12 protein-coding genes and 2 pseudogenes are annotated in these 12,712 nt (G+C 69.0%); 4 read left to right on the forward strand and 10 right to left on the reverse strand.

Annotated features, from left to right (window positions below; genetic code table 11):
• Positions 1-41: 41 nt before the first annotated feature.
• The 3 genes from ACH41F_RS05040 to ACH41F_RS05050 form a co-directional block, all read right to left on the reverse strand.
• On the reverse strand, positions 42-983 hold the full coding sequence (locus ACH41F_RS05040; RefSeq protein WP_391237627.1) for an ABC transporter permease subunit: 942 nt from the start codon (positions 981-983) through the stop codon (positions 42-44).
• 13 nt (positions 984-996) lie between these two features.
• A complete protein-coding gene (locus ACH41F_RS05045) occupies positions 997-1,968 on the reverse strand; it encodes a carbohydrate ABC transporter permease (RefSeq protein ID WP_398833053.1) in 972 nt (323 codons plus the stop codon).
• Between the two features lie 98 nt (positions 1,969-2,066).
• A complete protein-coding gene (locus tag ACH41F_RS05050; protein ID WP_398833055.1) occupies positions 2,067-3,377 on the reverse strand; it encodes an extracellular solute-binding protein in 1,311 nt (436 codons plus the stop codon).
• Between the two features lie 283 nt (positions 3,378-3,660).
• Between ACH41F_RS05050 and ACH41F_RS05055 the strand changes: the two genes are divergently transcribed.
• Positions 3,661-4,677 carry a substrate-binding domain-containing protein gene (locus ACH41F_RS05055; protein WP_391237637.1) on the forward strand — a complete coding sequence of 339 codons (1,017 nt, stop codon included), beginning with the start codon at positions 3,661-3,663 and terminating at the stop codon, positions 4,675-4,677.
• 481 nt (positions 4,678-5,158) lie between these two features.
• Here the strand turns inward: ACH41F_RS05055 and ACH41F_RS05060 are convergent, their stop codons facing one another.
• From ACH41F_RS05060 to ACH41F_RS05070, 3 genes and pseudogenes are all read right to left on the reverse strand, one after another.
• The gene (locus tag ACH41F_RS05060) at positions 5,159-6,589 is read right to left on the reverse strand and encodes a protein kinase (RefSeq protein ID WP_391237641.1); all 1,431 of its coding nucleotides are present in this window, start codon (positions 6,587-6,589) and stop codon (positions 5,159-5,161) included.
• Between the two features lie 140 nt (positions 6,590-6,729).
• Positions 6,730-6,884, reverse strand: a pseudogene (locus tag ACH41F_RS05065) (sodium-independent anion transporter); the annotation flags it as partial.
• A 48-nt stretch (positions 6,885-6,932) separates the two neighbouring features.
• Positions 6,933-8,381, reverse strand: coding sequence for an FAD-dependent monooxygenase (locus ACH41F_RS05070; protein ID WP_398833057.1), 1,449 nt, complete (start codon positions 8,379-8,381; stop codon positions 6,933-6,935).
• Positions 8,382-8,550: 169 nt separating this feature from the next.
• On the opposite strand from ACH41F_RS05070, the gene ACH41F_RS05075 reads away from it, so the two are divergent.
• Both ACH41F_RS05075 and ACH41F_RS05080 read left to right on the forward strand, forming a co-directional pair.
• On the forward strand, positions 8,551-9,150 hold the full coding sequence (locus tag ACH41F_RS05075) for a TetR family transcriptional regulator (protein ID WP_398833060.1): 600 nt from the start codon (positions 8,551-8,553) through the stop codon (positions 9,148-9,150).
• A gap of 194 nt (positions 9,151-9,344) precedes the next feature.
• Positions 9,345-9,893 carry a hypothetical protein gene (locus tag ACH41F_RS05080; protein ID WP_398833062.1) on the forward strand — a complete coding sequence of 183 codons (549 nt, stop codon included), beginning with the start codon at positions 9,345-9,347 and terminating at the stop codon, positions 9,891-9,893.
• A gap of 148 nt (positions 9,894-10,041) precedes the next feature.
• Here ACH41F_RS05080 and ACH41F_RS05085 read toward each other — a convergent pair whose 3' ends face one another.
• Positions 10,042-10,509 carry a hypothetical protein gene (locus ACH41F_RS05085; RefSeq protein ID WP_398833675.1) on the reverse strand — a complete coding sequence of 156 codons (468 nt, stop codon included), beginning with the start codon at positions 10,507-10,509 and terminating at the stop codon, positions 10,042-10,044.
• Positions 10,510-10,708: 199 nt separating this feature from the next.
• Between ACH41F_RS05085 and ACH41F_RS05090 the strand changes: the two are divergent.
• A pseudogene (locus tag ACH41F_RS05090) lies at positions 10,709-10,918 on the forward strand (transposase); the annotation flags it as partial.
• On the opposite strand, the gene ACH41F_RS05095 reads toward ACH41F_RS05090, so the two are convergent.
• From ACH41F_RS05095 to ACH41F_RS05105, 3 genes are all read right to left on the reverse strand, one after another.
• A complete protein-coding gene (locus ACH41F_RS05095; protein ID WP_391237656.1) occupies positions 10,899-11,189 on the reverse strand; it encodes a hypothetical protein in 291 nt (96 codons plus the stop codon). The pseudogene ACH41F_RS05090 and the gene ACH41F_RS05095 sit on opposite strands and share 20 nt — an antisense overlap.
• A 451-nt stretch (positions 11,190-11,640) precedes the next feature.
• Positions 11,641-12,147 (reverse strand): GNAT family N-acetyltransferase, encoded by a 507-nt coding sequence (locus ACH41F_RS05100; protein ID WP_391237659.1) that lies wholly within the window; start codon positions 12,145-12,147, stop codon positions 11,641-11,643.
• A 263-nt stretch (positions 12,148-12,410) separates the two neighbouring features.
• Positions 12,411-12,614, reverse strand: coding sequence for an MbtH family NRPS accessory protein (locus ACH41F_RS05105; protein ID WP_391237662.1), 204 nt, complete (start codon positions 12,612-12,614; stop codon positions 12,411-12,413).
• Positions 12,615-12,712: the final 98 nt, after the last annotated feature.

Raw genomic sequence — 12,712 nt, forward strand, 5'->3', positions numbered from 1 at the left:
GGGCGTCCAGGGAGCGCGGCATCGGGAGAACGGTGCGCCCTTCACCCCTTGACCGCCCCTTGCATGATTCCGCCGACGATCTGGCGGCCGAAGACGATGAACATCGCGAGCAGAGGCAGCGTGCCGAGCAGGGCGCCCGCCATGATCAGCGACTGATCGCGCACATAGCCCGCGCTGAGCTGGGTGAGGGCGACCGGCACCGTCGGGTTGGTCATGTCGAGCACGATGAAGGGCCAGAAGAAGTCGTTCCACGCGTGCACGAACGTGATCATGAACAGCACGGCCATCGGAGCCCGGGCGATCGGCAGCACGATGCTCCAGAAGATGCGCAGGGAGTGCGCACCGTCCACCCGCCCGGCCTCGACGAGTTCGTCAGGCAGCGCTTCGGACAGGTACTGCCGCATGAAGAACACGCCGACGGCGCTGACGAGGGTGGGGAAGATGACGGCGGGCAGCTTCTGGCCCCAGCCCAGTTCCGTCATCATCATGAACAGCGGTACGACGCCCAGTTGCGGCGGCACCATCATCGTGCCGATCACGAGCATCAGCAGGACGTTGCGGCCCTTGAAGCGGAGTTTGGCGAACGCGAAGCCGGCGAGGGTGGCGAACAGGACCGTGGACAGGGCGATCACGCCGGCCACGATCAGGCTGTTGAGCATGGCCTTGCCCAGCGCGGCGTCCTGCCAGGCCTTGCCGAGGTTCTCCAGCAGATGGGGTCCCGGCAGGAAGGGCGGAGGTGTCTGCGTGACGCGCGTGTTGTCGGTCGAAGCCGCCACCATCGTCCAGTACAGCGGGAACAGTGAGACCAGCGCCGCGAGCCCCAGCAGGATGTAGGCGACGGGTCCCGCGTGGTGCTGGCGCCCGGCACCGGGGTGCCGGAACAGTCGGAGGGGCCGCCCACCGGGCGGGGTGACCTTGCGGGTTGTGCGCACGGCCCCGGCAGGCGCGTCCGTCGCCCGGCCCGGGATGCTGTCTGTGGTCATGAAGATCTCCCGGTCAGGTCCTGCGCGCGGTGAAGCGCTTGACGATGCGTTGGACGACGAACACGACAATGAGCAGCAGGAACATCGCCCAGGCGACCGTGGCGGCCCGCCCCATCTGGTAGTTCTTCCAGCCCTCCTCGTACAGCAGCAGCCCCAGGGTCTGGTACTGGTTGTCCGCTCCCCCCGTGATGCCGTTCGGGCCCTGGCCGAAGATCAGGGGTTCACCGAAGAGCTGCGTCGCGCCGATCGTCGACAGCACGATGGTGAACACGATGGTGGAACGGATGCCGGGAACGGTGACCTTCAGGAACTGCTGCCACCGCGAGGCGCCGTCGATTGCCGCGGCCTCGTAGCGGTCGCGCGGGATCGCCTGCATCGCGGCGAGGTACAGCAGCGCGTTGTATCCGGTCCAGCGCCAGATCACGATCGAGGAGATCGCCGTCTGCGCGGCCCACTTGTTGTTCTCCCAGTCGAGGTTGTCGACGCCGACAATGCTCAACATCCAGTTGATCATGCCGAAGTCGCGTTCGAAGAGCATCGTGAACACGAGGGCGGCGGCACCGACCGAGGTGGCGTACGGCGTCAGGGCGGCGACGCGGAAGAACGTCGAGCCGCGCATCCGGTAGTTGAGCAGGTGCGCCAGTCCGAGCGCCATCAGCAGCTGAGGCACGGTCGACAGGACGCCGATGGTGAAGGTGTTGAGCAGCGCGTTCCAGAAGCGGTCGTCCTCCCACAGCGCCGTGTAGTTGTCGAAACCGACCCACTCCATGAGGTTCAGGGTCGACAGTTCGACGCGGTGCAGCGAGATCCACGACGTGTAGATGAGCGGGTAGAAGCTGAAGGCGGCGAACACGATGAAGAACGGGGCGACGAAGGCGTACGGGGCACCGCGGACGTCGAGGCGGTGCAGCAGCGTACGGCGGCGCTGGCGCTCCGCTGTGACGCCGGGCGCGCCCTTGGGGGATGTGGAGGTGGAGATGGCCACCGGAAGGCGTCCTTCCTGGAGGGTGGGAGAGGCGGGCAGGGGCCCGGCGACCCCGTGCGGGCCGCGCGTGGGGCGCCGGGCGGCAGGCAGGGCCCAGGTCAGCCGGCGGCCTTCTCGATGCGCTCGTCAGTGGTCTTCCACGCCTCGTTCGGGCTCTTGTTCTGCGCCTCGATCAAGGTCAGCCCCTGCGAGAAGATGTCCTTGATGGTGCCGTCCTTGCGACCGAGCACCTGCTCGTCGGGGATCTCCTGGGCCGCAGCGCCGAAGATCTTGCCGATGGGCGCGCCACCGAAGTAGTCCGACTTGGCATCGACGACCTCGGGCATCTCCAACGCGGTCTGTGACGAGGGGAAGTTGCCGATCTTCTCGAAGAGGTAGGCCTGCTGCTCGGGGGCGGTGAGCCAGGCGACGAGGTCCTGAGCCTCCTTCTTGACGGGGCTCTTCTCCATCACCCCGAGGAACGATCCGCCCCAGTTGGCGCCCTTGGGTGCCTTGGCGACATCCCACTTGCCCTTGTTCTTCGGTCCCGCCTTCTCGCTGATGTGCGCGAGCATCCATGCCGGGCAAACAGTGCTGGCGAACGTGCTGTTGGCCAGACCGGGGTCCCAACCGGGCTGGAACTGGCGGAGTTTGGCCGTCAGGTCGGACGTGGCCGCCTCGGAGGCCAGCTTCCACGCGTCCTTCACGACAGGGTTGGTGGCGTAGATGAGCTTGCCCTGCTTGTCGTAGAACTGCTGGGAGTTGCCGTAGATCATGGCGTTGAACAGTCCGCTGGAGCTGTCCATGAAGGCGACCTTGTCGTCCTTGGAGCCCTGCTTGAACAGCTTGCCGGCGGCGACGTACTTCGACCAGTCGCCCTCCCACAGCTTGGCGACCTCGTCGCGGTCGGTGGGCAGGCCGGCCTGCTCGAAGAGGTCCTTGCGGTAGCAGACGGCCATGGGGCCGATGTCGGTGCCGAGGCCGATGACCTTGTTGTCGGCGGTGGTGACCTGGCTCTGCTTCCACGGAAGGAAGTGGTCCGTCCCGGCCACTCCGGAGAGGTCGACGAACTTGTCCTTCTGGGTGTCGGACAGTTCCTTGGCCCGACCAATTTCTATGCCCTGGATGTCCTTGAGTCCGCTGCCTGCGGCCAGGTGGGTCTGCAGGGCGGTGTAGTAGGTCTGTTCGTCGCCCGCGACGTCCGCCTTGATGATGACGTTCGGGTGTTCCTTCATGTACTTGTCGAGCAGACCGGTCTCCTTGAAGCCCATGACGCCGAAGAGCCCCATGGTGATGGTGACCTTGCCGTCCTTCTTGCCTCCACCGGTGCCACCGTCGCTGCCCCCGCAGCCCGCAAGCAGGCCGAGAGCCGACGTGACCGACACGGCGGCCACGACCTTCGTACGCAAGGCGCTTCGGAACTTGTCCATCTGGTCCTCCTAGCGGCGGCGCTGACGCACCGGAGTTCGCACCACGCGGTCCGCTCCGCAGGCGCGATTTGTTCGGTGGGTACGTTCCCATTTGGCGGTGGGAACGTGCCCACTCAGGAGCCCGCAGCCTCGCCGTCGTCTCCGGGGTCTGTCAAGAAGTTGAATCCACTTCGTTGCCGAAAGATGTCCCGGGCCTGCCTCCGCGTGCTGCGGGCGCCCTCCCGGGGTCTGGCACAATGCGCAGGTGAAAGCCGTCCAGACAGGGCCGAGCGGAGGAGGTGCCATGGGGGAAAGGCAACGCCCGACCATCATCACCGTGGCAGCGCGCGCCGGTGTCGGACGCACCACCGTTTCACGAGTCATCAACGGCTCCGAACTCGTCAGCGAGAAGGCGAGGGCCGCCGTGCTCGCCGCCATCGCCGAACTGAACTACGTCCCGAACTCCGTTGCCCGGGGACTGGTGACGAGCCGGACGAACTCCGTGGCCCTGGTGATCCCGGAGTCCGAGGCCAGACTGGGCTCGGAGCCCTACTTCTCGGCGGTCATCCGCGGTGTCAGCACCGCCCTCGCGGAGACCCGCACGCAGCTCCAACTGGTCCTCATCCGCGACCAGTCAGAGCGGGACCAACTCACCAAGTCGGTCGCTGAACGCCGTGTCGACGGAGTGCTCCTCGTCTCCGTGCACCAGCACGATCCGCTGCCCGGGCTGCTGGAGGAGATGGGACTGCCCACGGTGCTCGCCGGACGCCGCTCCCCCGACGAGTCGCTCAGCCACGTGCACTCCGACAACACCGGTGGGGCCGCGGCGGCTGTCGACCACCTCCTCGCGCGGGGGCGGCGCACCGTCGCCACGATCAGTGGTCCGCTCGACATGGAGGTAGGGCGCAGTCGGCTCCAGGGATGGCGCGAGGCCCTCGAGAAGGCCGGCCACCGGGGCACGGACCGGCTCGTGACCTCGGCCGACTTCACCGAGGAGGGCGGCGCGGCGGCGATGCGTTCACTCCTTGAACGGGTACCCGAGCTGGACGCCGTGTTCGTCGCCTCGGACGTCATGGCGGCAGGGGCTCTGGCAGAACTGCGCAGGCAGGGCAGACGCGTCCCCGACGACGTGGCCGTGGTCGGGTTCGACGACTCCATCATCGCCCGGCACACCAATCCGCCCCTCACCACCGTGCGTCAACCCGTCGAGGAGATCGGCGCCATGATCGCCCGCATCCTCCTGGAAGAGATCAACGATCCCGAAACGCCGCGCAGGCGCGTCACGCTTCCCACGGAACTCGTCGTCCGCGAATCGTCGTGAGTGCATGACGGGGGTTGCTGCACCGCTTGCGCACGCCCCGAACGCCCGCCTGACTGTTCCGGGTTGACGCGTGGGGGCACCACGTAGCGGTGGGCTGGCTCGGCAGGGTCGGTGCGCGTGGGCTTGCGGAAGCGTTCCAACTGGTGGGTCAGGGCCCGCACTCGGAGGATGAGGCGGCGGGCAGTCTCGGCGGCCACGCAGCCGTCGAGTTGGCGGTGAGGGATGTCCAGGAGGGCCTGGGCGCCGCCGCGGGCCAGGGTGTGCGGGCCGCGGGTCTTGATGACGAGTTCGGCTATGGCCTGCCGGTCGAGACGAGGGCGGCCCGTCCTGCAGCACCATTTTGAGAGCGAGTTGGCGGTCGTGCAGGACACGCTTGCCGAGCGGTACGCGACCTCCAGAACGCGTGGTTCGCTTCCCGGGTCGGCAGGGTCCCATCCGTCGCGTGTCGGGGGGGGACGTAGGGCTTGTCCAAGGCGCCCGGTCAGCGGCGCTGACGCTTCTCGACTTGCTGGGCCGAACCCTTCTCGCCCGACTTGTTGGCCTTCTGACGCTTCGCGGATCCTCGCGGTGCGTCGGCGGCCTTCGTCTTCCCCGGGGCGGCTGCGGGTGTGTGCGCAGGCTTGGGCTGGCGCTGGACCCGTGCCGACCCGGCGGCAGGCTGCCCGGCGGTGCCGGTAGCGCCCTGTCCCGGCGCGGCGGCAGGGAGCTCGCGGGCCGGAACCGGCTGCTCATCGGTGGGCGAGGCCTCCGGGCCAGAGGGGGTCTCCTCGACCTGCGTGTGCGGCGTCACCGGGGCGGCTGGGGCGCCTTTGTCATCCCCCGTGGTGTACCCAGCGGTGCCTTCGGTTACGGCGAGGGCGGCGATCGCAGCGACGGCCACGGCCGCGCCCGCCATCCGCACTCGGTGCCGTGCGGCCAAGGCGGGCGCCGGCTGCTTGAAAGCGGCCGTCGAGGTGTCGGCCGGCGGGGACTCTGGTGACAGGGCGCGGTCTGTGCCGCCCGCTGTCACCGGCGCCCGCACTTCTGTCGGCCGCGGCGCGGACGGGGTGGCCTCTGTCCCTGGGTTGCTCTCTGCCAGAAGGGCCAGCGTCCGGGCGCAGTCGCCGGCCGGGGGCCGCGCGTGCTCGTCCAGGTCGGTCATCTGCCGCAGCAGGGCCGCGAAGCCGTCGGGAATGCCGTCGGGGATCCCGGGACCGCGGTGCAGTCGCGCGATGGCTGCCTCCAGCGGTCCGCCGTCGTACTCGAGCCGGCCGGTCAGGCATTCCAGGAGGACCAGGCCGAGGGCGTAGACGTCGGCGGGCCGGCCGACGGGCCTGCCGAGGACCTGTTCGGGGGCCAGGTAGGCAGCCGTTCCGATGAGGGTGCCGGTGGCGGTGCGAGTGGTGCCGTCCAGCAGCCGCGAGATGCCGAAGTCGGTCAGATGGGGACGTCCGGAGGCGTCCAGGAGGATGTTCGACGGCTTCACGTCCCGGTGGACGATGCCCGCCCCGTGCGCGTGTGCCAGCGCGTCCGCCAGCCCGGCGCCCAGCACTGCCACCGTCTGCCACGGCAGGGGCGCTTCGGAGATGCGGGCCTTCAAAGTGGGGCCGTCGACCAGCTGCATGACGAGGTAGCCGTCGCCGTCGTGCCCGGCGTCGAAGGCGCTGACCACTCCCGGATGCTCCAGCCGGGCCAGGATCACCGCTTCGCCGCCCAAGTTCTCCTCGGTGTCGAAGCCGGTCCCGGGCCGGAAGACCTTCACAGCGACCGGGCGGCGCAGTCGCAGGTCGAAGCCCCGGTAGACATCCGCGGCACCGCCAGAACCGATCAGTTCGTCCAGCCGGTAGCGGCCCGCCACCACTCGGGCGCTGTGGCGGGAGATGAGAGCGAAACCCGACTCGACGAACCCCAACTCGCTACTCCCCTGCGTCACAGACCTGACCGGCCGGCGCCCTTCGCGGCCACCCGCACCCCAGTACCCAGGCGGGACACCGCTATCCCCGCATTTCTCCCCCGCCTACCCGGCACACGGGCTTATGCACATCTGACGCCGGGTCCCGCGCCGCGTCGCCGCCATCCGAAGCCGTGCTCGCGGTTGAGTGAGGCGATGACCAGGGTGGCGGCTCCGGTGGCGGAGGAGATCATCGCTCGTCGGCCGCCGCCGATTGGATGGTCACGGCCCTGGTGAACGTCGCGAACAGGCCGATCGCGGGGTGGGCCCCGGCCACGGGCACCGGCCTCCGACGCCAACCACGGTGACGATCACGCATGCCAGGTCAGTGACCCAGATACCGGGCCACCGCCTCCGCGATCCCCGCCGCGTCCGCGCCCTCGGCCGCCCAGGCCACGTATCCGTCGGGTCGTACCAGGACGGTCGTCCGGCGGTCGCTCGCCCAGCGCTCCACGGTCAGCCACCCCTCGCGGACACCCGGACCTTCGTACGCTCCGGGTGTGATCAGTACGAATCGGCCGCCGCGCAGCGCTTCGTAGAGCCGGCCGCCCTCCAGGGCGACGTCGGGGACACGGGTGCCGGTGAGGCGATGGGCGCCGCGGGGGGCGGGGTAGGCGTAGCCGATCCCGGTGATCTGCCCCAGAGCCTTGCGCTGGACGGACGGGGCCACGTCGACGAACGCGGAGACGAGAGCGCGGGCGGCACGCACCAACGGATTTTGCGCGCGGGCCAGCCGGACCAGTCCGCCACTGCTGCGCAGCACCGCCCTGCCGACGGGGTGGCGCTCGGCCTCGTAGCTGTCGAGGAGCCCTTCGGACGCCCGGCCCTGGACGACGGCGGCGAGCTTCCAGCTCAGGTTGGCGGCGTCCTGGAGGCCGGTGTTCATGCCCTGCCCGCCGGCCGGGGAGTGGATGTGCGCGGCGTCCCCCGCGAGGAACACCCGCCCGACCCGGTAGTGCGGTGCCTGACGCTCGTCACTGTGGAAACGGGAGAGCCAGCGGGCGTCGTGCATGCCGTAGTCGGTGCCCAGGGCACGGCGGGTGATCTCCTTGACCTCGCCGAGGTCGAGCGGGGCATCGTCGGAGACCTCGTTGCGGCGGTTCCAGCCCATGACCCGGTACCAGCCGTCGCCGAAGGAGGCGATCATCGCGAAGGCGTCGTCGCGGCCGTTGACGGTGAGGACGCCCTGGGGTTTCTCGGCCAGCCGGACATCGGCCAGGATCAGCGACTTGATGACGGAGACACCCGGGAAGTCCAGCCCGATCGCCTCCCGCACGGCGCTCCGGTGACCGTCCGCGCCGACGACATAGGCCGCTCGGCGGGTGACGACCGCCCCGTCCGCGCCGCGCACGTCAAGGTCGACTCCCTCGTCGTCCTGCCGCAGCTCAACGACCTCGCTCTCGTAGGCGAACTCGACCCCCGCTTCCCGGGCCCGGCTCTCCAGGAGCCGCTCGACCTCGTACTGCGGGGTGATGAGCAGGAACGGGAAGCGCGAGGGCAGGGTGCTCAGATCGAGGGAGAGGCGGCGGAAGAGCCGCAGGCCGGTGATGGTGTCGCCGGTGGCGAGGAGTGGGTCGGCGAGGCCGCGGGCGTCGAGCTGCTCCAAGGTGCGCGCGTGCACCCCGAAGGCACGGGAGAGGTTGCTGATCTTGCGCGACCGCTTCTCGACGAGGGTCACGGGGACGCCGGCTGCGGCGAGGTCACCGGCGAGGAGGAGACCGGTGGGGCCGGAGCCGACGACGATCACCGTGCGCTGGGTGGTGGTGCCGTCCATGGTGGCCTCCTGTTGCGATCGCTTGTTTGCCGTCACTTGTCGCCAACGGATGTTGGCCAACGCTCGTTGACGAAGGTAGCGAGGTGCCGACGACGATGTCAACGACTGTTGGCAAACAAGCGTTGGCGAACACTTGTTGACCTACATTCGTTGGCCTACGCTTGTTGGCATGAACGGCAGCGACAGCACCTCCACGGTTTCCGGCTCAGCCGCCCCCCGCCGCTCCGACGCCACTCGCGGCGCGATCCTCGCGGCGGCCCGCGAGCGTTTCGCGACCGACGGCTACGAGCGAGCCACCATCCGCGCCATCGCCAAGGACGCGAACATCGACCCGTCGATGGTGATGCGGTACTACCGCAACAAGGAGGGCCTCTTCGCGGCGGCCGTCGCCATCGACCTGCGGCTGCCGGACGTGAGCGGGGCCGACCGCCGACAGGACACCGGGCGCATCCTCGTCGAGCACTTCCTCGACATGTGGGAGAACAACGAGGTCCTCACCGCCCTGCTGCGGGTCGGCGTGACCAACCAGGCCGGGGCCGAGCGCATGCAGGGCATCCTGCGGGACCAACTGCTGCCGGTCGCCCGCCAGGTGTGCCCCGACCCCGAGCAGGTCCCGGCACGGGCGGCCCTCATGGCGTCGCAGCTGCTCGGGCTGGCGCTCACGCGGTACGTGCTGCGGATGCCGCCGGCGGTGGGGCTGGCGCGGGCGGAGATCGTGGCGTGGCTGGCGCCGACGATCCAGCGGTATCTGACTGCGCCGAGTCCCTGAGGGGCGCGGATGCCGTGCTGGCGCAGGGGTTGGCAGGTCGCGGGTCGCGGGTCGCGGGTCGCGGGTCGCGCAGGATGGGTACGCCTTATCCGCCGTAACCACATCCGGCCTCGTGCGGAGCCGTCCTCGGCGTCGGCTGACCGAGAAAACCGTCCCCGAGCGAGGTTGTCAGTGCCCGTTCGTAGGATCCTGGCATGTCTGCTGCCTTCACCGTCCTGTGGACCCACGACACGTGCCGTGCCCTGCGCAAGGCAGGTCGCGTGGGCGAGCGGCCACCAATCGCCTTCAGCGGCGCCCACTCCTCTCTTCCCGCTTGGTCGGGCGCACGCGCCGGGGACGAGGTGTACGCGCTGCACGTGAACCGGGGCGAGGTCTTCCTGGTGAGCCGCATGCGAGTGGAAGGCGTGGGAAGACGCGACTGTTGCGGTGCCGCTCCCGCGACATGGCAGGACCCTGGGTTTCCCGGGCACGACGACTGGTCGGCGCTCGGCGCCAACGGCTGCGGCGCTGAGGCGGTGCACGTGCAAGCCACGCCCGTGCGCTTCGATGTGCCGATACCCGGCGATCTCCTGGGACGGCTCACCTGGCGCAACCGCCGAGGACAGACCCGTGGGCTGAAGTACGTGGTGGACGGCCGCCTTGAGCGCGCGGTCAGCCTGCAGGGGTTCTACCGTTTGACGCCCGAGTCGGCCGACGATCTGGCAGAGGTCCTCGACAAGGCCACCGTTGAGTACAGCGGATAGGGCGGTTCTCCTGCTGCTGTCCCGTCGCTGTTCACCGGGCGGGTAGAGAGCGGCTGACCTGCTGGCGTGCCGTGTCACTTGAGAACGTTGCCCCGCCGCATTCTCAAACGACATGGCTTTCGCAGAAATCGGCAGCCCGGCAAAAAGGTCAGCTCAGCCATCCTGCTCGTCGGTCAGATTGCCCCTGGGGGGCCGGAGACGTTGCCGTGGTTGGTGAGGGCGCTTCCTCGGGCAGCAGGCACCAACCGAGGTGCGCGGTGAGGAACATGGCGAACTCATCCGTGTTGACGGACTCCGCAGGCAGGTCGTCTGGCCGGGGACGGTAAAGCCCAATCAGTTCAGCTCGCAGCCGAGCGTCCAGGATCGGTACTTGGTAGCGGTCGATGGTCCCTCGATAGAACAGCCAGTCGAAGACCCGGACGGCCGAGCAACGGCCAGACTGCGGAATTTCCGCCAGATGCGTGTCTTGCCAGGAACCGACGTATGCGTAGTGCGCTTGCCTCAATGCTGCGTCGAGGGTCGCAGTGGGGAGATCCTTGAGGTTCCAGTAGATACCGGCTTCGGCTTCAGGAATCGGTTCCGGGACGGCAGCAAGCCAGAGACAGTATTCGAACACCGAATCAGCTTGACAGACCATGTCACCTGGGCGCCCGCCCAGTCACACGACGACCCTTCGGTCAGTCTTCTCTCGGCCTGGATCAGGCCGAGTTGGTGGCGGGCGCCGCCGACCAGGACGACCCAGTCGCGCAGATGGCCCCTGTCGTTGCGGCAGCGTCGTCGAACACGGTGGCCATGACCCGCTCGGGTCTGTGGACCAGCCGGTGATCGCCCGACGCGGCGTCGCGCACGGCTCCGGACTGGGCAAGCTTCGCTGGGTGGTCGAGCGCATCTTCGCGTGGCTGCATCAGTTCAAGCGGCTCCGCATCCGCTACGAACGACGCGCAGATCTCCACCAGGGCATGCTTCAACTGGCCTGCTGCCTCATATGTCTTCGCCGCCTGCGAATCAGTCCGGTGCCTCCATAAGCGTGAGAGTTCCATCCTCGGCCTCGACGACTCGCACCGTGATCCCGCCGCGGTCCTCACCGGGAAACGCAAGGGCGAAGTGGGGGTCCATCTCCATGAGGAAGTTCCAGCCCTCGCGTTGGGTCGGGTCAAGGGCGTTGGCATGCCGCCCGGTTGCCTGCCACTTGTCGACCGCGTCGACAGCGACGGTGATGTCGATCTCGTACGTCTCAAGGCAAGTCGAGTGATTGGCCCACCACTCGAGGCGGCCCTGACCCACGAATCGATCCATGAGCACACTATGCACAGTGGCTCGACCGACCGGCTGAGCCTGCACGGCGGCCCGGCCGTCGTGGGTCAGGCCATGAGACAGAACTACATGGGGAAGGCCGGACAGGCCCTCGCCTCATCCGGCGGCACCCCTACGCTCGCGACCTCATTCTCGAACCATCAGTAAGTGGCACGTGATTCTTCCGGCCCCCTCGAACCGCCCCGCGTTCACCAGCGGCGACCGTACTGCCGATCTCCGCCGCAGAGTGGCACGTCGTCCGTGGCCGTGGGTCTGGATGGCACAACGTCCGCCGCTGCATGACGAGGGTCCGCGACCTCGAGACGGAGTTGGTGCCGTACGGGCACATCGCCGGCGTCGACGAACGCAAGCGCGGTCCAGGAATACTCCGAGCCCTCAGCCCGCCGCGCCCACGGCGTCCGCCCGCGGCCGGGGCGTGCCCGGTCTCGGAGCGTCACCCCGTGGTGGGGATGACGACCATCCGGGTCACCGAGCCGTCCTCGCCGACCACGTCGCGCACGTCGCGGAAGCCCATGCGTCGGCACAGGGCGAGGCTTGCCGTGTTCTCGGTGCCCACCATGCCGTAGACCTCCTTGAGCCCGAGGTTGTCGGCGGCGTGACGCAGCAGGCCGCGAACGATTTCGGTGCCCATTCCCTGTCCCCAGTACTCGGGGATGAGGGCGACGATGAGTTCGTGACCGTCGACGTTGCCGGTCTTCTTCACCTCCGCGTGGCCGATGTATGTGCCCTGGCACCACACGCCCCACACGTCGAAGCGCTGCGTGGGGTAGACGTCGTTGAGGATGGCACGGAACACGGCGCGCAGGTCGGCCTCGGGCACCTGGTCCTGTCCCATCCAGCGGCACACCTCCTCCGTGCGGAGCAGGGCGACGAAGTGGTCCTCGTCCTCGGGACGGTAGGGCGTGAACTCCAGCCGTTCGGTTCTCAGAGCAGGTGTCATCGGCGAACTCCTCGGGCGTGCGGCGGATGTTGGGGCCCGCCCCGCGGGACGGGGCCTGCGTGAGCGAGGGGGTCCTCCCGGGGCGGTGTCCCGCCCCCGCGTGCTCGGGCGGCGGGCCCTCCTCGGTGAGCGGGGCCGGAGAGTGTCCGGCGGGGGCCCGCGGTCCTGTGGGGCGGGCACCGCTCCGGGAGGTGCCGGCCGTGGGTACGGAGGTGGTGTACCCCGCCCCCGTGCCCACGGCTCATGGCGACTGCGGACGGCGGTCAGGCCTGCGTGTTCTGCATCCGCTCCCGCAGGCTGCGCGGGCGCATGTCGGTCCACACCTCGTCGACGTAGGCGGAGCACTCCTGCTCGGTGCCCTCCTTGCCGACGGGCTGCCAGCCCGCGGGCACCGCCACGTCGACCGGCCAGAGCGAGTACTGCTCCTCGTCGTTGCGCAGTACCTGGTAGCGGGTGTTCTCGTCCATGTCGTGTGCTCCCGTCGTGGGTGAATCGGTCCGGTCGGCCGCCGTCGGCGGCCGGTCTGGCTGAAGACGTTCACGGCGCGGGGGGTTCCCGGGCGCCG

It is taken from the genome of Streptomyces sp. NPDC020489 (assembly GCF_044386545.1).
Taxonomy (GTDB): domain Bacteria; phylum Actinomycetota; class Actinomycetes; order Streptomycetales; family Streptomycetaceae; genus Streptomyces.